The organism is Zhenhengia yiwuensis, assembly GCF_014384995.1.
Lineage (GTDB): Bacteria > Bacillota > Clostridia > Lachnospirales > Cellulosilyticaceae > Zhenhengia > Zhenhengia yiwuensis.
This window is the reverse complement of sequence record NZ_JACRSY010000008.1, coordinates 1-17,950: the sequence shown is the minus strand read 5'-3', so window position 1 is coordinate 17,950 and position 17,950 is coordinate 1. Positions and strand designations below refer to the sequence as shown.

General features: G+C 33.7%; 37 protein-coding genes. 31 read left to right on the top strand and 6 right to left on the bottom strand.

The features are described 5' to 3' along the window. The first annotated feature begins 28 nt into the window (after positions 1 to 28). The 5 genes from H8718_RS06210 to H8718_RS06190 all read left to right on the top strand — a co-directional run bounded on the left by H8718_RS06210 (position 29) and on the right by H8718_RS06190 (position 2,278). Positions 29 to 331, top strand: a complete 303-nt coding sequence (locus tag H8718_RS06210; RefSeq protein WP_249332280.1) for a hypothetical protein — start codon at positions 29 to 31, stop codon at positions 329 to 331. A 29-nt stretch (positions 332 to 360) separates the two neighbouring features. Next, the gene (locus tag H8718_RS06205; RefSeq protein WP_249332279.1) at positions 361 to 606 is read left to right on the top strand and encodes a hypothetical protein; all 246 of its coding nucleotides are present in this window, start codon (positions 361 to 363) and stop codon (positions 604 to 606) included. A 15-nt stretch (positions 607 to 621) separates the two neighbouring features. Continuing rightward, the gene (locus H8718_RS06200) at positions 622 to 1,401 is read left to right on the top strand and encodes an N-acetylmuramoyl-L-alanine amidase (protein ID WP_249332278.1); all 780 of its coding nucleotides are present in this window, start codon (positions 622 to 624) and stop codon (positions 1,399 to 1,401) included. Between the two features lie 393 nt (positions 1,402 to 1,794). Next, positions 1,795 to 1,965, top strand: coding sequence for a hypothetical protein (locus H8718_RS06195; RefSeq protein ID WP_249332277.1), 171 nt, complete (start codon positions 1,795 to 1,797; stop codon positions 1,963 to 1,965). 100 nt (positions 1,966 to 2,065) lie between these two features. After that, positions 2,066 to 2,278, top strand: coding sequence for a hypothetical protein (locus H8718_RS06190; protein ID WP_249332276.1), 213 nt, complete (start codon positions 2,066 to 2,068; stop codon positions 2,276 to 2,278). 338 nt (positions 2,279 to 2,616) lie between these two features. On the opposite strand, the gene H8718_RS06185 is transcribed toward H8718_RS06190, so the two are convergent. Beyond that, positions 2,617 to 2,802, bottom strand: coding sequence for a ribbon-helix-helix domain-containing protein (locus H8718_RS06185; protein WP_249332275.1), 186 nt, complete (start codon positions 2,800 to 2,802; stop codon positions 2,617 to 2,619). 164 nt (positions 2,803 to 2,966) lie between these two features. Between H8718_RS06185 and H8718_RS06180 the strand changes: the two genes are divergently transcribed. From H8718_RS06180 to H8718_RS06155, 6 genes are all read left to right on the top strand, one after another. Continuing rightward, a complete protein-coding gene (locus H8718_RS06180; protein WP_249332274.1) occupies positions 2,967 to 3,560 on the top strand; it encodes a helix-turn-helix domain-containing protein in 594 nt (197 codons plus the stop codon). A 224-nt stretch (positions 3,561 to 3,784) separates the two neighbouring features. Further along, a complete protein-coding gene (locus H8718_RS06175; RefSeq protein WP_249332273.1) occupies positions 3,785 to 3,961 on the top strand; it encodes a hypothetical protein in 177 nt (58 codons plus the stop codon). 10 nt (positions 3,962 to 3,971) lie between these two features. After that, positions 3,972 to 4,238: a hypothetical protein gene (locus H8718_RS06170; RefSeq protein WP_249332272.1), complete on the top strand. Its 267-nt coding sequence runs from the start codon at positions 3,972 to 3,974 to the stop codon at positions 4,236 to 4,238. Positions 4,239 to 4,240: 2 nt separating this feature from the next. Then, positions 4,241 to 5,170 carry a ParM/StbA family protein gene (locus H8718_RS06165; protein ID WP_249332271.1) on the top strand — a complete coding sequence of 310 codons (930 nt, stop codon included), beginning with the start codon at positions 4,241 to 4,243 and terminating at the stop codon, positions 5,168 to 5,170. A 34-nt stretch (positions 5,171 to 5,204) separates the two neighbouring features. Continuing rightward, complete coding sequence (locus H8718_RS06160; protein WP_249332270.1) at positions 5,205 to 5,711, top strand: hypothetical protein; 507 nt, start codon at positions 5,205 to 5,207, stop codon at positions 5,709 to 5,711. 13 nt (positions 5,712 to 5,724) lie between these two features. Beyond that, positions 5,725 to 5,907 (top strand): hypothetical protein, encoded by a 183-nt coding sequence (locus tag H8718_RS06155; RefSeq protein ID WP_249332269.1) that lies wholly within the window; start codon positions 5,725 to 5,727, stop codon positions 5,905 to 5,907. Between the two features lie 249 nt (positions 5,908 to 6,156). Here H8718_RS06155 and H8718_RS06150 read toward each other — a convergent pair whose 3' ends face one another. The 4 genes from H8718_RS06150 to H8718_RS06135 are packed head-to-tail and all read right to left on the bottom strand — an operon-like array spanning position 6,157 to position 8,368. Then, positions 6,157 to 7,332 (bottom strand): tyrosine-type recombinase/integrase, encoded by a 1,176-nt coding sequence (locus H8718_RS06150; RefSeq protein ID WP_249332268.1) that lies wholly within the window; start codon positions 7,330 to 7,332, stop codon positions 6,157 to 6,159. Then, positions 7,333 to 7,497 (bottom strand): hypothetical protein, encoded by a 165-nt coding sequence (locus H8718_RS06145; RefSeq protein ID WP_249332267.1) that lies wholly within the window; start codon positions 7,495 to 7,497, stop codon positions 7,333 to 7,335. Between the two features lie 2 nt (positions 7,498 to 7,499). After that, on the bottom strand, positions 7,500 to 7,940 hold the full coding sequence (locus tag H8718_RS06140) for an ImmA/IrrE family metallo-endopeptidase (protein ID WP_249332266.1): 441 nt from the start codon (positions 7,938 to 7,940) through the stop codon (positions 7,500 to 7,502). Positions 7,941 to 7,960: 20 nt separating this feature from the next. Then, the gene (locus H8718_RS06135) at positions 7,961 to 8,368 is read right to left on the bottom strand and encodes a helix-turn-helix domain-containing protein (protein WP_249332265.1); all 408 of its coding nucleotides are present in this window, start codon (positions 8,366 to 8,368) and stop codon (positions 7,961 to 7,963) included. A gap of 278 nt (positions 8,369 to 8,646) precedes the next feature. Between H8718_RS06135 and H8718_RS06130 the strand changes: the two genes are divergently transcribed. Both H8718_RS06130 and H8718_RS06125 read left to right on the top strand, forming a co-directional pair. After that, positions 8,647 to 9,528 (top strand): ORF6N domain-containing protein, encoded by an 882-nt coding sequence (locus H8718_RS06130; protein ID WP_249332264.1) that lies wholly within the window; start codon positions 8,647 to 8,649, stop codon positions 9,526 to 9,528. A 14-nt stretch (positions 9,529 to 9,542) separates the two neighbouring features. Beyond that, positions 9,543 to 9,752 carry a hypothetical protein gene (locus tag H8718_RS06125; protein ID WP_053985033.1) on the top strand — a complete coding sequence of 70 codons (210 nt, stop codon included), beginning with the start codon at positions 9,543 to 9,545 and terminating at the stop codon, positions 9,750 to 9,752. Here the strand turns inward: H8718_RS06125 and H8718_RS06120 are convergent. Beyond that, positions 9,741 to 10,004 carry a hypothetical protein gene (locus H8718_RS06120; protein WP_249332263.1) on the bottom strand — a complete coding sequence of 88 codons (264 nt, stop codon included), beginning with the start codon at positions 10,002 to 10,004 and terminating at the stop codon, positions 9,741 to 9,743. The genes H8718_RS06125 and H8718_RS06120 overlap by 12 nt on opposite strands. Before the next feature lie 107 nt (positions 10,005 to 10,111). Here H8718_RS06120 and H8718_RS06115 point away from each other — a divergent pair, with 107 nt between their 5' ends. The 18 genes from H8718_RS06115 to H8718_RS06035 all read left to right on the top strand — a co-directional run bounded on the left by H8718_RS06115 (position 10,112) and on the right by H8718_RS06035 (position 17,731). Next, positions 10,112 to 10,375 carry a hypothetical protein gene (locus H8718_RS06115; protein ID WP_249332262.1) on the top strand — a complete coding sequence of 88 codons (264 nt, stop codon included), beginning with the start codon at positions 10,112 to 10,114 and terminating at the stop codon, positions 10,373 to 10,375. Positions 10,376 to 10,378: 3 nt separating this feature from the next. Continuing rightward, positions 10,379 to 10,588: a helix-turn-helix domain-containing protein gene (locus H8718_RS06110; RefSeq protein WP_249332261.1), complete on the top strand. Its 210-nt coding sequence runs from the start codon at positions 10,379 to 10,381 to the stop codon at positions 10,586 to 10,588. Between the two features lie 5 nt (positions 10,589 to 10,593). Then, complete coding sequence (locus H8718_RS06105; protein ID WP_249332260.1) at positions 10,594 to 10,821, top strand: helix-turn-helix transcriptional regulator; 228 nt, start codon at positions 10,594 to 10,596, stop codon at positions 10,819 to 10,821. 112 nt (positions 10,822 to 10,933) lie between these two features. Further along, positions 10,934 to 11,059 carry a hypothetical protein gene (locus tag H8718_RS20540; protein ID WP_283246163.1) on the top strand — a complete coding sequence of 42 codons (126 nt, stop codon included), beginning with the start codon at positions 10,934 to 10,936 and terminating at the stop codon, positions 11,057 to 11,059. A 14-nt stretch (positions 11,060 to 11,073) separates the two neighbouring features. Next, positions 11,074 to 11,253 (top strand): hypothetical protein, encoded by a 180-nt coding sequence (locus H8718_RS06100; RefSeq protein ID WP_249332259.1) that lies wholly within the window; start codon positions 11,074 to 11,076, stop codon positions 11,251 to 11,253. Continuing rightward, a complete protein-coding gene (locus H8718_RS06095) occupies positions 11,254 to 11,460 on the top strand; it encodes a hypothetical protein (RefSeq protein ID WP_249332258.1) in 207 nt (68 codons plus the stop codon). Next, a complete protein-coding gene (locus H8718_RS06090; protein WP_249332257.1) occupies positions 11,457 to 11,831 on the top strand; it encodes a hypothetical protein in 375 nt (124 codons plus the stop codon). Before H8718_RS06095 ends, H8718_RS06090 begins: the two co-directional genes overlap by 4 nt. Continuing rightward, on the top strand, positions 11,798 to 12,172 hold the full coding sequence (locus H8718_RS06085) for a hypothetical protein (protein ID WP_249332256.1): 375 nt from the start codon (positions 11,798 to 11,800) through the stop codon (positions 12,170 to 12,172). Before H8718_RS06090 ends, H8718_RS06085 begins: the two co-directional genes overlap by 34 nt. A 1-nt stretch (position 12,173) precedes the next feature. Next, positions 12,174 to 12,902, top strand: coding sequence for an HNH endonuclease signature motif containing protein (locus H8718_RS20780; protein ID WP_249332255.1), 729 nt, complete (start codon positions 12,174 to 12,176; stop codon positions 12,900 to 12,902). An 11-nt stretch (positions 12,903 to 12,913) separates the two neighbouring features. Continuing rightward, positions 12,914 to 13,126 carry a hypothetical protein gene (locus tag H8718_RS06075; RefSeq protein ID WP_249332254.1) on the top strand — a complete coding sequence of 71 codons (213 nt, stop codon included), beginning with the start codon at positions 12,914 to 12,916 and terminating at the stop codon, positions 13,124 to 13,126. A gap of 56 nt (positions 13,127 to 13,182) precedes the next feature. After that, positions 13,183 to 13,374: a hypothetical protein gene (locus tag H8718_RS06070; RefSeq protein WP_249332253.1), complete on the top strand. Its 192-nt coding sequence runs from the start codon at positions 13,183 to 13,185 to the stop codon at positions 13,372 to 13,374. Beyond that, on the top strand, positions 13,371 to 14,297 hold the full coding sequence (locus tag H8718_RS06065; RefSeq protein WP_249332252.1) for a YqaJ viral recombinase family nuclease: 927 nt from the start codon (positions 13,371 to 13,373) through the stop codon (positions 14,295 to 14,297). The genes H8718_RS06070 and H8718_RS06065 overlap by 4 nt, the downstream gene beginning before the upstream one ends. A gap of 13 nt (positions 14,298 to 14,310) precedes the next feature. Next, entirely contained in the window at positions 14,311 to 15,144 is an 834-nt protein-coding gene (locus tag H8718_RS06060) for a recombinase RecT (protein ID WP_249332251.1), read from the top strand. Positions 15,145 to 15,246: 102 nt separating this feature from the next. Then, positions 15,247 to 15,930, top strand: coding sequence for a hypothetical protein (locus H8718_RS06055; protein ID WP_249332250.1), 684 nt, complete (start codon positions 15,247 to 15,249; stop codon positions 15,928 to 15,930). A gap of 2 nt (positions 15,931 to 15,932) precedes the next feature. Next, complete coding sequence (locus H8718_RS06050) at positions 15,933 to 16,613, top strand: replicative helicase loader/inhibitor (protein WP_249332249.1); 681 nt, start codon at positions 15,933 to 15,935, stop codon at positions 16,611 to 16,613. A 4-nt stretch (positions 16,614 to 16,617) separates the two neighbouring features. Next, on the top strand, positions 16,618 to 16,761 hold the full coding sequence (locus H8718_RS06045) for a hypothetical protein (RefSeq protein WP_249332248.1): 144 nt from the start codon (positions 16,618 to 16,620) through the stop codon (positions 16,759 to 16,761). Positions 16,762 to 16,874: 113 nt separating this feature from the next. Then, positions 16,875 to 17,306 carry a RusA family crossover junction endodeoxyribonuclease gene (locus tag H8718_RS06040; protein ID WP_249332247.1) on the top strand — a complete coding sequence of 144 codons (432 nt, stop codon included), beginning with the start codon at positions 16,875 to 16,877 and terminating at the stop codon, positions 17,304 to 17,306. Positions 17,307 to 17,371: 65 nt separating this feature from the next. After that, positions 17,372 to 17,731, top strand: a complete 360-nt coding sequence (locus H8718_RS06035; RefSeq protein ID WP_249332246.1) for a hypothetical protein — start codon at positions 17,372 to 17,374, stop codon at positions 17,729 to 17,731. Positions 17,732 to 17,950 lie beyond the last annotated feature (219 nt).

Here is a 17,950-nt window from a genome sequence, read left to right as displayed (position 1 = left end):
ACGATATTTGAAAGGGATGAGTATTAAAATGAAACAAAGGTTATTTATTTCAAAAGACATTCAAAATAATAAATTAATTGACTATAAATTGCTTTTTGATGATGAATTTAGCGAGCATTATATTATTGATGAACCACCAGTAATGGAGGTTATCGCTGGCAAAGAGGGAAGATATGAACTTGATGAAGATGGTAATGTAGTTGTTGTATATTACGATGTTCAAATGACGGAAAGTGAAAAAATTAAAGCGTTAGAAAAGAGGATTGAAGACCTTACAAAATCAATCGAAGAATTTTATAAACTAATGAGTGTAAAAAAGGTGACCACGTAGTCATCTTTTTTTATTTTGGGAGGATGAAGATGGAATTTATAACATTAATTGAATCAGTTGGGTTTAATTTAGCTTTAATAATTGGTCTTTGTTATTACGTTGCTAAGATGCAGAAAGAGAATAGGGAAGATTGGCAAAGGAGAGAGGATAACTTCCTTGCAACACTAGCTGAACAAACAGACGTTAACAAAAAATTACTGGAAACAAACGCTACCCTAACGTATGGCATTATCCCACGTTTGGAGAATATCGAAGAAAAACTTGAAAACATTTAAGAGAGGTGTTTAAATATGAGATTTGTATTAGATGCTGGACATAGAAATAATTCAAAAGACTTTGGGGCGTGTGGTCACGGTCTAAAAGAATCAGTATTAGCATTAGCTATTGTTAAGAAGTTGAAATACGCACTTGAAAAATTAGGCGTTGAGGTTGTATTAACTCGATCAAGTGAAGATGAACTTATAACACCATCACAAAGACCAGTAAAGGCTAAACAATTAAAAGGTGATGTGTTGGTATCTGTACATATTAACGCCCACAGTAACGATTCAGCAAGTGGTATTGAAGTGTTATATAAGACACAAAAAGATTTGGCTACAGTTGTGTGCAATGGAATGTGTAAAGCAACGGGGGCTAAAAATAGGGGTGCTAAATATAGGGATGATTTGGCTGTACTTAATGGATTCAATGAATCTATCCTAGTTGAATGTGGCTTTATTTCAAACAGGGTTGAAGCCAATCTATTAAACCAATCAGCATATCAAGATAAGATTGTAAAAGGCATTATAGAGGGAATTAAATCACACTATAAGATACAAGAATCCGATATAGCTTTATATGATGCAGTAGAAAGAATTATTGAAAGTGGTATTATGATTAATGCTACAGCATGGAATAAACTTGACAATATCAAACTACAGAATGTACCAGCGTTACTTTCAAAGTTTGGTGGTGTAGATGTCCTTATTGCAAAGGGTGTTATTTCAAGTGCTGATATTTGGAAGAATGGGACATATACAAAGGATAATGTAAGAAGTTTATTAATTAAATATAGTGTGAAATTAGGCTAGGGGTAACCCTAGTCTTTTTTTTTTGTTTGTGTAGAATAATGTAAAATAATGTAGAATTTTACTTGACTGAATATACTATCCGTAGTATAATAAAAGAGTAGAGAGGAGGTAGAAAAGTGGTAGAAATAATAAATGAGATTAACGAAGTGGTATCAGCACTCATTAATCTCACTCTAAATGTTGGCACACTCTTAGCCGTGGTCAAATTGGTAAGAGATAGCCTAAGATAGTTATATAGGGGATTTACTCCCCTATATATTAAAATATCACATATACCACTTGAAAACAATATGGAACTATTAACAGCAATATCAACTTTATTATTTAATATATTAAGATTGATAGTCTTAATATTAGGTATGAAAATTATATTTTTCAATGGGAGAAAATCAAATGGCTACAAAACAAACAGAAGCCAATAAGAGATGGCAAGAGCAAAACAAGGAATATTCAAACTATCTAAAATCTAGGTCAACAGCTAGGGGTTTTATTAAGAATAAAGCAACCGTAGAAGACCTTATGGACTTGAAAAAAATGATTGAAGAACGCATTAAAGAGGACTAATTTATATTAGTCCTCTTTTTTTTTATTCAGATACGAATTTTATAAAATAAAAGAGTTAAAACTAAATCTGTAAAATTATATGTGATAGGAGGGTTTGAGAATGCCTAAGATATTCGATATTTTGGATTTAATATTTGTCACCATTGTTAGAGGTTTATTTATGGGATGTGGAGTATTCTTGGCACTAATTTGTGAGTTTTTAGGGCGTATTCCATTCCCACTTGGCTTGATAATAGCTATCATGTTTGCTGTAGCATATATTTATAGTGTAATAGATGAAGTTATTTTAACTTTTAAAGATGTAAAAAAATAGAACTATTTCACTTTATTTTTACCCACATTTTATCCACATAATTATTAACATACCCTTTGCCCCATATGTATTTCTACCTATCCCCCTAGTTATATTCACCTATCCCCCTATGTGTAAATACCTATGGGGGTATGTGTAAATACCTATGGGTATAGTTATTTGTACCTATGGGGATAGGTGAAAGTACCTACAAATAATATCTTTTATAATATCTTTTATAATATCATCATAATAATTAAAGATAGTATTTAAGAACCTCCCCTTTTAATAATGACGATCGGTCACAATGTGAATTTATAATCTTATCTAAAAACAGTAACAAAAAAAGAGACTAACTTTTACAGTTCAGTCTCTTTCTTAATTTCTTTGCCATATTCTTTAAATAATAGTTTTAATGCTTCATCATACAATCTTGATTTATTACATCTTTGTTCCTTTGCTAATTCTTCTAATGTAGCAAGTAATAATTTATCAATAGATGTAGATGTTTGAGTTCTATATTTTTCTTTTCTTTCAGTAGCCATAATGTACTTAACACCTCATATTGGTTTTTATTCTGTTTACTCTATTATATCATATTTCGTGTATGGGTACAATGAAATGAATTGGAAACGTAAATAAAATGTATTGACATTACAATGACGTTATTGTATTATTAAAACATAAATTACTAGAAAGGAATCAGCACATGATGAACAACGAACAAAAACAAATGGATGGGTTATGGATACCAATGGAAATACTAAATGATGAAAATTTGTCACTACAAGAAAAATTTGTCCTATCTATGATTAAAGCACTTGATAAGGGTCAAGGTTGTTATGCATCTAATAAATATCTCGCAATGTTCGTTGGCGTTAGTGCTGACAGAATTAGTAAAATCATTACAAACCTACATAAAAATGAATATATTACAGTTGATGTTGTTGGCTACAATACAAGAACTATTAAAATGAATGTAGTTGAATCAATCGTAGAAGAAGTACCAGTTGCAGAAGAAGTACCAGTTGCAGAAGAAGAAGTGAAAGAACCTATTATGTGGAAGGGGCATGATTTATCTAAATTTAGTGCAGATGCCCTTGAAAGAATCAAGAGAATGTTTCCAGATGTTGAACGCCTATTAAATGCTGAAGTGGTGGAAGAATCTATTACACCAGCTAAAGATGCAACGCCAGTATTATCTGTTATTTCTAGTGAACAAGCTATACCTAGTGCATTAGACGGACTTCTTGAAGAGGTGGAAAGTGAATGGGCTGACTGCAATCAAGTAAAATTTGCGTAACTGGAAAATAAATCATTAAAATGTATTGACATTGTATTGACATTGATGTATTATAATATATGTAAGAACCAATCAAAACAAGCCAGTCGGCTATCAAATATATGTGGCATCCTTTCAAGTCCATTCCTCGGACAAGCCACGATGAATATTTTTTTAAGCTAATAATAGAATTTAATCTAATGAATATAAATTAAACGGAAAACAATCTAAAGGAGGACTAGAAAATGACAGCATTAAAAGTTGGGCTTCTTAAAATAGCATATTACACATTGGCAATAGTAAAAGTGTTAACAGTATTTTATTACATAGGTGTATGTGGTGGATTTGAAAATGGCACATATACAGGGTTAGAGTTCATTATAAATACAATCCTTACATTCATTATCCTTATTGTTCTATAGGGGTGAGTGAATGGAAATGGTAAGGTTCAGTATTTCAATACCAGTTGAAATGCGTAAAACTATGGAAGAATTGGCAGTTGCAAACTTTAGGAACTTAAATGGTGAGATTGCAAAAGCACTAGATTTATATATTAAGGGTGTGAACGGTCAAATAGTAGCACCCGAACCAATATATTATCAGCCAAGAGTACAGCAAGTAGAAATACATCAAGAAATAAAAGAGAACAAGACATTAAGCCTTGATAGTTTTGGTGAAGATGAAGTGGAGGAATTTTAATCATGTGTAATAAAGTTAAAAAACTAGGCATTGATATGGGTAACAGAACAATTTGCGTAGCTGGTTTAAATGAATTTAATGAGATTGTAAAAGCATACACAAATAGTGTGTATTCACTTGATACAGCCTTAATAAGTGGGGATGTAGTAACATTCAACGGTTTAAGTCTTGCACTTGGAGTTGGTCAGATAACCTTAACAAATGTTGATAAAACAAACCGTGAACACCTAGAACATCAAATATTGTGGTCTGTATATAGCGTATATGGTACTGGCACACATTATATTGATTTAGGCATTGGCTTACCAATTAGCATATACAAGGCTAAGAAAGAGCAATACAAGGATGAAATAGAAAAGTTAGGGACATTAGAGGGGACAATTAATGGTAAAGCAATTAGTGTAAACCTAACCAACGTGAAGATATTTGCCGAGGGTCACGCAAGCATTAAAACTTTAGCTAATTACATAGATAAGGATAACACAACATTACTCATTGATATTGGTATGAAAACAACTGATGTATTACTACTTGAATATAATGGGAAGTTCACAATTAATAAGTATGCAACGATCAATATAGCATTATATGACATTTACAAGGTCTTACAGGATGAAATAGCACAACAAGGCGTTGAAGTAAGCATTGAGGAAATAGATAAAAGAATCAATGGGAATAAGCCAGTTATTAGAACTGAAAAAGGTGACTACAACCTAATGACCAATTTAAAAAGTACCGTTCATGTATGCAGAGACATTATGAAGGACATTGAAAATAAATTTGGAAAGACAATCTTGCATGATAAGGTGTTTACGGGTGGGGGTTCTGAAAAGTTCCTTAATGCCGTAGCTGGTAAGATTAAAAATAACATTGATATTCCAACAGATATGAGATATTACAGTAATTCAATCGGGTATTTGTTAGGACTATAGATTAAATAAAAGGTAATTACAGGAGGAAAAGAAAATGAAAACATGGCAAAAAGTAGTATTAGGAGTAGTAGCAATTAGTATAATTGGTACATTTATGGGGGAGGATGTTCAACCAACTAAGGAACAAGCAACGGTTATTGAAGAAAAGCAATCAGATGTTGTTGAAGAAATGCCAGTAGTTGAAACTATTAAGGATGCAACTATTGGTGATACGGTTGATAATGGTAAATATAAAATAACCCTAAACAACATGGAGGGAGTAGAAAACACTTATATTTTTGACATTCTAATTGAAAATCTAACAAACGAGGATGTTATAAGTAGTACAATGCTAAGTTATTCAGTAAGTGGCGATGATGGTTATCAAGGTGAAGTAGACTTTTTTGCTGATGTAAAAGGTTCACTTGATGGTAGTGTGCCAGCACAAGGGAAGTTAAGAGGTCAAATAGCATTTACAATGCAAGAGGGGTCAAATCCCGAAACATTAAGCATTAATTTAGACGTATTCAGTAATAACCCAATCAAGTTTAAGCTTAACTAATAGGGGGCTTAAAATGTTACAATATAATCTTGCAGAAGTAGAAGTGGTTAAATATCCAAAACGCATATCAAAGGCAGAAATACACTTGGCAATTGTGACTGGTGATGTAATACAAGATGTAGTACATAAAGGCGATGGGATATACGAAGGATATGTAAAAGAATTAAATGCATACATATTATTTAAGTTAAAGTAGGGGGGGTGAAAACCTCCTATTTTTTATGTGGAAGTGGGCGAAAAATCATTATTTATATGTAGGTGGGCGAAAAGTGGGCGAAATGCACATATTTATAAATGAGAATGTAGTATTATCAAGGGTTTTTATAGTGACATAATAACAAACTCTTATCTGAGGGTCCTGGGTTCGAGTCCCAGACGGTTCATAGGTTTGAAGGTTTTAAATAGGTGATTGACACCTATTTGACACCTACAGCGGCAAAAAAAATTAAAACATATTAGCGAAAAGGTCGTCTTGCACTTGTGCAGCGGCTTTTTTGCTTTCTTCTTGAACATGAACATATATGTTATAGGTCATTTGTATTGAAGAGTGTCCTATCCACCCTTGTACTGTTTTTACATCTACACCATTTTCTATCATTCTAGTAGCAAATGTATGTCTTAATGCATGAAAGCCTACATGTGGTATCTCAGCACGTGTGCATGTCTGATAGTGGGCTCTTTGGGCGTTACGGGCATTTAATGGAGTTCCGGTATCTGAGCAAAATACATAATTATTCTTATTAAATTCGTTTCTTCCAAATTTCAAGGACAATTCATTTTGGTGATTTTTATGATCGAGTAATATTTTTAGGAGTATTTTGCTGATAGGAACGGTTCGCTTTCCACTTTTAGTTTTAGGAGGTTGTTTTATAGTTACCCATTCTGTTTTACCGTTTTCGTGAATTCTCGTTTCTTTAAGACTGGAGTCAATTTTTATTTGCATATTTTTAAGGTCTACATTATCCCAAGTTAATGCTAGTATTTCACCCAATCTCATGCCTGTAAATAATGCGGTTAATAATAATCCTCTGTAAGATGTAGAGGTTGTGGATTGTATATAAGATTTTTGCTGATCTAATGTGAGTATTTCAATTTCTTTAGTTTCTTTTGTTGAGCGTGGAATATTAATTGCAGTTAGAGGGTTTTTAATAATAAGGTCATTTTTTACTGCACCATCAAAGAACATGTTTAAGAGGAGATAAATCTTTTTTATAGAGCTTTTAGATAAATAAGATTTACCATTAAGATATGGTTGTAAGTGATAGGGTTTTATATCTTTAAGTTTCATAAGTGCTATATCAGCATTGTAAATATGATTTCTACAGATGGTATCATAAGAATCAAAAGTAGTTATTCTAACAGTATTTTTTATAAAATCATTCATATATCGTTTTCCCCATTGTTCCAGGGTAATGACATCATCACGAACATAACCATCATTAATGATAATGTCATTTTGTAATGCTAATAGTTTTGCCCGTAATTTTTCTCTATCTTTATCATAAATATATTTTTTCTTTTGTTTTCCATTTTCATCATATCCTATAGTAACAGCAGCACACCAACGCCCATCTTTACGTTGGTATATGCTCCCATCACCATTAGCATTTCTTTTAGCCATTTAATTATCCTCCTTAAAAAAAGTATCATTAGTGATGAATTCGATTATTTCTAATGCAGTTTCTTCTGTAAGAGGTTCTCTGCCAGTATTAATATGGCGTATACCTAACTCATTAAGTTTCTTAATTGTTTCTTCGCTTAAAAGAGATGTATTATTTGACAACATTTTTATTCTCCTTCACAACAATATTTTCTATAGGTTTCTATAAATTTAAAATCAGCTTTAGTTAGTTCTTTTTCATAAATGCATAAATTTTCATTTTCCCAAAATCCTATAGCTTGAAGTAACTTGCAAGCGAATAGATTAGCTTCATTCTCTTTATAATCTTTTTTAGGTATTCCTATAGAAGTAAAAGCTGAACTTTCATGAGGGTGAAGTATAGCATGAGCGATTTCATGCGCTAAAACTATCTGCTGGTGATAATAAGATAATCTATTATTAATAATAACTACTTTGTTCTTATCTATTAGTTTATATAATCCACCCTCTTTATTAAGGTCACTATACAATATTATAATTTTTTTACTTCTAGCTATTTTTTCTAAATCCGTTAAAGTGTAGTTTTGAGTTAATGATTTTATTAATCTTTTGTAACGACTTTGGTGCAAACCAATTCCCCCTAGAATACTTATCTTTTATTTTTATGAGGGTTGTATTTTTCTTTATTTTTAAGCTTTACAACCTCTAAAGCGTTTTGAATTGCGATTTTATAAAGTTCTTTATCTTCTTCAGATACATCTCCACCGTATGCTAAAACACCTTCAGGGCCAGTAAGGTCATCCATTATAATTTCTAGTTTTTTTGCAATATCTCTTTTATCTCGGTTATTTAGTTCAACTTGTTTTTGCTCTCTTCCTAATAGGTAGTCAACTGATACATGGAAGTAGTCAGCTACTTTTTGAATGTTATCTATATTAGGAGAGCTGGATGCCCACCTTTTGATTATTCCTCTACCTATATTTAATTCCCTTTCCAAACCTGTTAATGTTAACCCTTTTTGGATACATAATGTTTGAATTCGTTCAACTACAGACATAGTATTAGCCTCCTGATTTGAAAATATCGTAAAATATACAAAATCGTATTGACTAGTAGCGTAAATTATACTATACTGTGTTTAAGCAAAACAAAACGACAAAAATAAACAGCAGTAAACAAAAGGAATAGCCATAAAGTACATCCGTTCCCCAACGTGTGTTTATTTGCTATACCTACAAAGTATATTTTGCGCTACTTTTAAGTATATAATATACTGTTTATATTCTACTGTCAATATGTTTAGCTAAAAAATAGAACATATTAAGGAGGTTACTTATGCCTAAAAATGCATTAGTTAAAGTCCAAGGAACACAACAATTTATGGGAAAAGAAATCCCAGTAGTATTAGGTGGATTTGGAGAAAATCAAAAAGTAGTTACAGATAAGATGATAGCTGAAATACATGGTATGGAAACTAGAAACGTAAGAGCAAGAATCACGGATAATATTAAGCGATTCAAGGAAAGCATTGATTTTATTGACTTAAAAGAAGGTGCTTATCAGACAAGCACCTTAGAAATTCTACTGAAGTTAGGTTATACGAAATCAGCAATAACTCAAGCTGAACACATCTATCTTCTATCAGAGAGAGGATATGCAAAGATAATCAAAATTATGGATACAGACTTAGCTTGGGATATCCACGACCAATTAATGGATGAGTATTTTCATTTAAGAGAAGAAAAACAACAGATGCAATCAATGAGTATGGAAGACATCATCATCTACCAAATGCAACAATCCAAGATGATGAAGGAACAGCTAGAGCAAACTCAAACAGTAGCTATTGAAGCAAAGGCAACAGCAGAACAAGCAACTAAGCAAATGGAAATAGTCAAAGATGCTATGCTACTAGACCATGATAGCTGGCGAAAGGATTGCAATAACATTATCAATAAAGTAGCCAAAGAGCGTGGAGGAACTAAAGAGGCTTATCAGCAAGTACGTGATGAAGTTTACAACCTACTTCAACAACGAGCAGGTGCGAGTCTAAAGACGCGAGTCATTAATAAGCAAGACAGAATGAGGCGAGAGGGTATCTCCAAAAGCAAGGTTGATAAAGTAAGTCAAATTGATGTTATTGCAGAGGACAAGCGTCTTAAAGAAATCTACATAGCAGTCGTAAAAGAAATGGCTATCAAGTATGGAGTAGCTTAGAGAGGAGCATAAATATGGAGAATGAAAATGTCAAAATCGATTTTGTAGAACATGCATATATGTCTATGCAACAGACAGAGAGTTTGGATGAGGCTAAACTAGAGTTTTGTAAAAAATTCATAGAGGAAATTAGCAGTTTAAAAGCATATGAACTAGAAAAACACTTAAAAACTGCTAATTTCAATTGCTTAGAAGGTAAAACTACTATTGTACTAGAGTTTTAGATTAGATTTGCAATAATCTAAGCCCTTTTCGGTCAGCTCAAATTCTAATAAGTTATCAAAGATACTTATAGAATCTTCGAGGATATTGTCAGATAGTGCTTCTAAGTATTCATTATCACATAAGTAGCTAGCTGCTGTGTGATAATACATAAAATCATTTCCATTACGCATACGAAAGCTACCATATGTAGAACCAGTTTGAAGATAATTTTTATAAGCTATAGACAAGAGTTCAGATTCAAATTTATTCATCTATATCACCGCCTTTTATTTTATATTCCAACTTGGCAGAGTTGGTAAGTAAATTTTAAATTAGTATAAAAATTAATTCAAGAATTGACATAAGAAAGGAGAATAACATGAAGGTTCAATGGATAGAGCTATCTTCTCAAAAGAGAAAAGCATTACATATTATTTTGAAAGACATAAACAAAACTTTAGATGAAATATCAGTAGGTACAGGAATCAAGAGACAATCGTTGTTTAATAAATTGAACGAAGTTACTAGGTTTAAACAACATGAGTATCAAAAGCTTTTAGAAGTGCTAGGGATTACAGATGAAGTTTTAGAGGACTTTGCTCAAGGAAGTCTTATAGAGTTTTTATTAAAGAAAGGAGCATAAAAGATGGCTAGAAAAATTAAACTTACACCTTTTGGAAAAGAGGTAGAAAAGGCATTAATCGATAAGGATATGGATAAGGGGGAACTTGCTAAAGCAGTAGGGATTTCACAAGCATATCTTACAGATATTCTTAAGGGTACTAGAAATGGTACAGAAAGAAAGAAGCAAATTGCAGAGTATCTCAAAATAGATTTAGTTGTAGTGGGTAGGTAATAGCTATGAATGAATTCGAGATTGTTAATACAGAAGATGTACTTTGCTTTACTCCTAATGATGTCATGAAGATATTAAATCGTTCTAAGTCACAAGTATACGAACTATTTCGTAGAGAAGATTTCCCAAGCTTCAAAACTGGAGAAAGAAGCTTAGCAGTTAAACGAGTAGATTTTTATAAATGGCAAGAAGAAAAAAAGGAGGAGTTTAAAAAGTGGAAACAGCAACATTAATCATACCAGTTGATGATATAAAGCTCCAAAACGAGCCTATGAAATCAACCGTTAAAAGCAGAAAGCAAAAATGTACAAGCTATAAGCGATTTAGTCCAAAGGAGGTTCGTAAATGTTTGAATACGTATTCGGGTTCCTTGTAGGAGCTGTAACGATGTACATATGCTTTAAATTTCAACTACAACAGTTTGACCAAATACTTAGAGAAATTAACCAAAAGCTAGATAGCAGGTACTAAGTATGAGGCTTTATATGGCAGTCACACCCGATAGATTTGAGTTTCCTGTTTTCATTGAAGATAACTGCAAAGAACTTGAACGAAAGACAGGTATTAAAAAAGCTAATATTTTTAGGCAGATTTCAGAAGGTGCTAGTGGCATTAAGTTAGGTTATAAATTTGTAAAAGTTCAGATTGAAGTAGGTGAAGATTAGATGACAGTGTGGATGATGGTAACAGCAGATAAGTATGAATTACCGTTAGCTGTGGCAGAATCATGTGGAGAACTAGCAGATATACTTGGAGTAACTCGAAGTGCTATAAGTCATGCATTAGAAGGGAGCGGTTATAGAAAAAGCATTGAAAGAAATGTGAATCGAAAATATGTAAAAGTAAAAGTTGAAGAGGAGGATTTAGTATGAGAACAGCAGAAGAAGTTGTAATCGGTGATTTAGACCGAACAATAGGAAGAATTAAGGCTATGAGAGCTTTAGCAATCGAAGAGGAAGAAATAGAAGCGTGTGGCGTATCACAAAGTTTATGCGAAGCCTTAAGAGTAATTCTATTTGAACAGGTAGAGGTTAAGAACAAACTTATTTCTAAACTTATCCCTCGTAAAATCAATGAGGTAAGAGGGCAACTAGAATATTTCGAAGAGTTGCTTATGACAGAAGACGGAAGGAAAGTTTATAGAGACATAGACAATGCTTTGATGTACATACGTGACAATTATTATGAGATGAAAAGAGGAGAAAAGGTATGCAAAAGTATCTTAGTACTACAGAGGATATAGAAGCCGAAGAGAGCCTTAAAATCATTAGTCATGCATTAAAAAGGATAAGTGAAACAAATATGCGATTAACTTTGTGTATAGATAAGGCTATCGAGGTGTGTTTAGAATCACGTAGGGCATCGTGCTTAAAAAGAATGGTACATAGAATACAACTTAACAAGTTAGAAAGACAGGAAGAAAAGATACGCATAGAACTCTATGAGGCTGAAAAGGCTTTATTAGCTATAGAAGGATTTGAGGAACACATTGAGCGTATTGCAAAGGCTCATAGAGAAATTGCTAATGGAATTATTCATGAAATAAATACTATCAAACATGAACATAGGAATAGGAGGGTTTAAAGTGGAAAAGCAATTTATTCTTTTTGACCCACGTACTGCAGAAAGAAAAGTTGTGACATTAGAGTTGTTAGCAGGCATGGCTGGTAGAACAAAGGAAGGATTAAGATATGCCCTTCAACATAGGAGCAAGATAAGAAGCCTTAATTGCTACTTGCTAGAAGAAGACACACCGATTAGCGTATTTAGGGAACTCCTAGCAAAAGAAGTTATACTGGATGAAGTTTGGCGGGATATTCCTAATAGCAGATGGCAAGTAAGTAGCTATGGTAGGTATAGGTCTCGTGTACAAGAGAGGTGGGTTTATAGGCTTCCGGATATGAACAAAAAGAAGGGAAGTTTAAAGATCAGTATTCAGATAGCTGGAAAGGTTGAAAGGTTAAATGCTCATAAAAAGGTTGTTGAATTATTTATTGGAGAAGTTCCAGAAGGCTATGTCATTTACCATAAAAACGGGAATAAGTCCTATAATCATGTGGATAATTTAGGATTTATTACAAAATGGGCCTTATTTCAGAGAGAGGCTACAAGCCGTCTTAAAAAAACTGTTGTGAAGATTGATAGAAAAAACGGAAAAGTAATAGAAGAATATCCATCATTGATTGTAGCAGCAGATGCTAATTTTACAGATGAATCCACTATTCAGCGCGCAATAAAACAAAATCGGCCAGCTATAGGATTCATATGGAAGTGGGAAGAGCAAGTGGCTGATGAACTACTCTATGCAGATTAAGGAGGGAGAGAGTGTATTACAAAGATTGTAAAGGTACGCTTATCGAAGAAGGCGATAAGGTAAGGTATCGAAAGAAAAAAGGCGTTATTGTAGATGATGAATTTGAAGGTTTATATGCAGAGCTAGAGAATGGACATAAAGTACGTGTTCAAGATGTACATAGGCGAATGTATATCATTTACAAGGCAAGAAAAAAGCACCACAACGTCGGCAAACGTATGTGATGCAATTACAAAATAAAATAACATTTTAAGTATATCGTATTGGAGCTAAAAAAGCTATGGAAAATTTAATACATACACTTTGCAGTTTGTTAGATCAAACAGAGTACTGTGTAAAAGATGAATTAGAGCAGGATATGCAAAGAAACAAAAACTTAGAGAAGTATATTATTGCATATTGTAAGAGTCATGATTGTGATACTTGCTGGAGTGACTTGGCAGAAAAAATAGAAGAAGGAGATATAGTATGAATGCTATTAGACTAGTAAATACAAAAAATATGTCCTATGAAGAGTGGCTGGAATGGAGAAAAAAAGGGATTGGAGGCAGTGATGCTGCAACAGTAGCAGGCCTTAACCCTTGGAGAAGTCCTATTAATGTGTACCTAGATAAGACAACAGACCAACCACCACAGGAAGATAACGAACGTATGCGAGTTGGAAGAGACTTAGAGGATTATGTCGCTAAGCGTTTTGAAGAAGCTACTGGCGCAAGAGTAAGACGTGAGAATTATCTCTTGCAACATCCGGAACATGAGTTTATGCTTGCGAATTTAGACCGTGTGCTTATTGGAGAAAATGCCTTTCTAGAGTGTAAGACTACAGGGAGTTATAGTAAGTCTGAATGGGAGGAAGGTATTCCTCTTCATTATGAATTACAATGCTTACATTATATGGCCGTATGTGGATTTGATTATGGTTATATAGCTTGTTTGATAGGTAATGAGAAATTTATCTATCACAAAATAGAGCGTGATGAAGAAACGATTAATAACCTGATAGCCATAGAGAAAGATTTTTGGGAACGTTACATATTAGGGGATGAAGTGCCGGAACCAGATGGAAGTAATGCGTATACAGAGGTTATTAAGAAGAAGTATCACACAAGTATAGTTGAAAGTATTGAACTTAATGACTCATTCTCTGAAAAGTTTAATAGGCGTGATGAGCTGGAAAAGTACATCAAGGCTATGGAACAGGAGAAAAAGCAGATTGACCAAGAGATACAGCTAGAAATGAAAGAGTGTGAAGTGGCTGTATTAGGTGATAGAAAGGTTACTTGGAAGACTCAATCTAGGGATACAGTAGATAGCAAAAGGTTGAAAGAAGAAGAACCTGAGATTTATAAGCAGTATATAAAAACATCATTAAACAGAGTGTTTAAGGTTAAATAAGGAGGATTTAATTATGGCAAGTACAACAGCAAAAAATGCATTACAAGCAAAGGCAGCAGGTGAGGTAAAAGTAAGTCCACAAAAAGGTATGCAACAAATGATGAAGGCGATGGCTAAAGAGATTGAAGCAGCATTACCTAGTATGGTATCAAGTGAACGTTTTCAGCGTGTAGCACTCACCGCATTTAGCGCTAATCAGGCATTACAAAAATGTGATCCGAAGAGTTTTATTGCTGCAATGATGCAATCTGCACAACTTGGATTAGAACCTAATACACCACTCGGACAAGCTTATTTAATACCATATGGTACAAATGTACAGTTCCAAGTTGGGTATAAGGGTATGCTTGAATTAGCTCAGCGTAGTGGAAAAATTAAGACTATCTATGCACATGAAGTACGCGAAAATGATGAGTTTGATATTGACTATGGTTTAGAGCAAAGCCTTAAACATAAACCTCTTCTTAAGGGAGATAGGGGTGATGTGATTGGATACTATGCAGTATATCACACTATTGATGGTGGTTTTAGTTTCGTGTTTATGACTAAAGAGGAAGTGAATGAATTTGCTCAAAAGAAGAGTAAGACTTTCAATAATGGACCATGGAAAACAGATTTTGATGCGATGGCTAAGAAAACAGTGATCAAACAACTTCTGAAATATGCACCTATTTCTATTGAAATACAACAAGCTATTGTGGCAGATACATCAGTTAAGACCAAAATAGATGCTGATATGAGCCTTGTTGAAGATGAATCAGATGATTATATTGATACAACAGCTACAGAAGTTGTTGAGGTAAATGATAGCGAAACAATGCCAGGGCAACAAGCATTAGATAAGTAGGTGATAAGGGTGGCCGGATGGATAAAAATATACAGGGACATACAAGAGCACTGGATATGGCAGGACGCAAATAAGCTCAAATGGTGGCTGGATATCATTCTGATGGCCAACCATAAAGACAATAAATTCTTATTAGGAAATGAACTTTTTGAGGTTAAAAGAGGTGAGTTTCATACCAGTGAACTAAAGCTTGCCGAGCGTTGGGATGTTAATCGAAAAACAGTTAGAAAGTTTTTAGAGTTGCTTGAAAATGACCAGATGATAGCACTACATAAGACCCAAAAAGGGACAACAATAAAAGTTAATAAATACAATGCTTATCAAGGTAATTTTAGTGAAGGAGTGGACAGCCCTATGGACAACGGTGGGGACAGCCCTATGGACAACGGTGGGGACACAAACAAGAATGAAAAGAATAATAAGAATGATAAAGAAAGTAAGAATGAAAAGAATGAGGAGAATAAAAAACATATAGAGCAACAGGTTGCTCATGTATGGAATAGATATCCTCTCAAAAAGGGGAAAGCTACAGCTATTAAAAAAATACCTAAGCTTATAGAGCAGTATAGCTATGAGCAGTTAATACGCTGTATCGAGCGTTATGAATTAGGACTCCAAAAAGAAACATGGAGAAAGCCACAAAATGGCAGTACGTTTTTTAATAGTGGGTATGTAGATTACCTTGATGGAAACTATCAGGAAGTAGAAATTGTTGTAGAGCAGCATAGTGGCTATGAATTTCAACCTAAAAGTCCTGAAATGATAGCATTTTTGGAAGGAGAATAAAAGTGACAAAAGAACAGTGTGCAGAATTATTAGTCCTGATTAAATCCTGCCATCCTAAATTTGAATTACAGATTTATACAAAGGATGGTAAGTATACGGAAGCGTGTAAATACTGGATGGCTTTTTTAAATGAGCTTGATTATAATATGGCACTTATTGCTGTAAGGAAACTTATTAATACATCAAAATGGGCGCCAACAATAGCGGATATAAAAGAAGCTTATGCAGAACTTTTATTACCAGAAATAGTAGACCCAGAACAAGCTTGGGGAATGGTCCATCAAGCCATAAATAAACACGGAGGTATTTATTCGCAAGAAGCAGTCATGAATGAATTACCGCGGCAAGTACAAGAAGCTGTTAAGTGGGTAGGGGGTGTTCGAGCTATTAGCATATGCCCAGAAGAAGAGGAAGGTGTTCTGAGAGGGCAGTTTACTAAAGCTATGAATGCGGTAAACAAGAGATTTACCAAAGAAGTATCATTAGGACCTAAGCTAAGTAGTCAAATAGACAATATAAGACTGGCTACAAAAGAAAAAGAAGAAATGCTTAAACTTGAAAACAAGGAATCCGTTCCTAAAATTACATATGGTCCAGTGATAGAAGATAGCCAAATAGAATTCAACATAAGACAGTGTGGAATGCTTAGAGAAGTTTATGCAAAGGCACAGGAAGGAAGATAAGTGAATGAAGAGACGAAAGAAAAGGACTCCCAAATCCCCAAGTAATAGGCAGAGGGTAAAGGAGCAGGCTAAGGAGCTTAAAGAACTTCGCCATGAGTGCTCTACCGATAAAATTAGAATTAATTACTTAAGAGCAACAGTTTTATAAAGACAACAGTTAATCAATGAACAGGCTAGAACTATTGAATCCTTAAAAGCAGAAATTAGGGATTTAGAAGTTGAATTAACTGCAAAGAAACCATTTTGGAAGAGGGTGCTGGGATGAATATAAGATTTGTTATTCCTGGAGAACCAAAAGGGAAGGCGCGACCTAGAGTGTTTACCAATAATCAAGGGAGAAGGCAAGCTATAACCCCAAAAGAAACGCTAAGCTATGAGAACTTGGTTAAATGGGTCTATCAAAATACATATGGAGCAAGGAAATTAGAGGGGGAGCTAGAGGCTAGGATTGTTGCTATGTACTCTATCCCTAAAAGTATGACCAAGAAAAATAGGCAGCTTATTGAGGAAGGCAAGTTGCATCCTACTAAAAAACCAGACCTTGATAATGTGGCTAAAATCGTTTTAGATAGTCTGAATGGTATAGCTTATTCAGATGATAGCCAAATTGTAAAACTCAATATAGAGAAGCATTATAGTGAGAATCCAAGGGTAGAAGTAACCTTGTACGAAGTAGATGTAGAAAAAAAGTAGAGTACATAGAAGTTGTAGATGAGTTTGGAGAGCTGCAACTTCGGTTTAAATAGCAGGAGGTTTTGATGGTTATTTGGAAAAAGGATATGCCCTACATAGTAAGAGAACTGGAAGATTTAAAAGATATAGTTCCAGAAGATATCCTTGAAGATTTAAAAGAGTTTATTGAAGATTATGTTGAAGATAGTGAACAAGTTAAAAGACTAAATGATAAAATAGAAAGTCTTGAAGATGACCTTGATGGATGTGAAGATGAGCGTCAAGAACTAGAAGAAGCACTTGAAGAGTTAAGAGATAAGTACGCTGATTCAAAGCAAGTCATCGAAATACTCAAAGATTTTATAGATATTATGGAGGATTCTAAACTAACTAAGGATCAAATGTATTATTGGGATAAGCTAAAAGATGCAGTAGAAAGTTTATAAAAGTAACTTTTGTAAAAATAAAGGGCTCACTAAATAAATACTAGTGAACCCAATATATATAAACAAAACTCTACTTAATAAAAAATTATACGCATTAAAAGTAAGCGGTTAATAACTGAGTATATTTCCATACTTCCTTATTAATGAGATAATTACTCCAAGACATTCATTGTTTTGGAGTCTTTTACTCTAACTCTATTTGAAATAAGGAGGTACTCT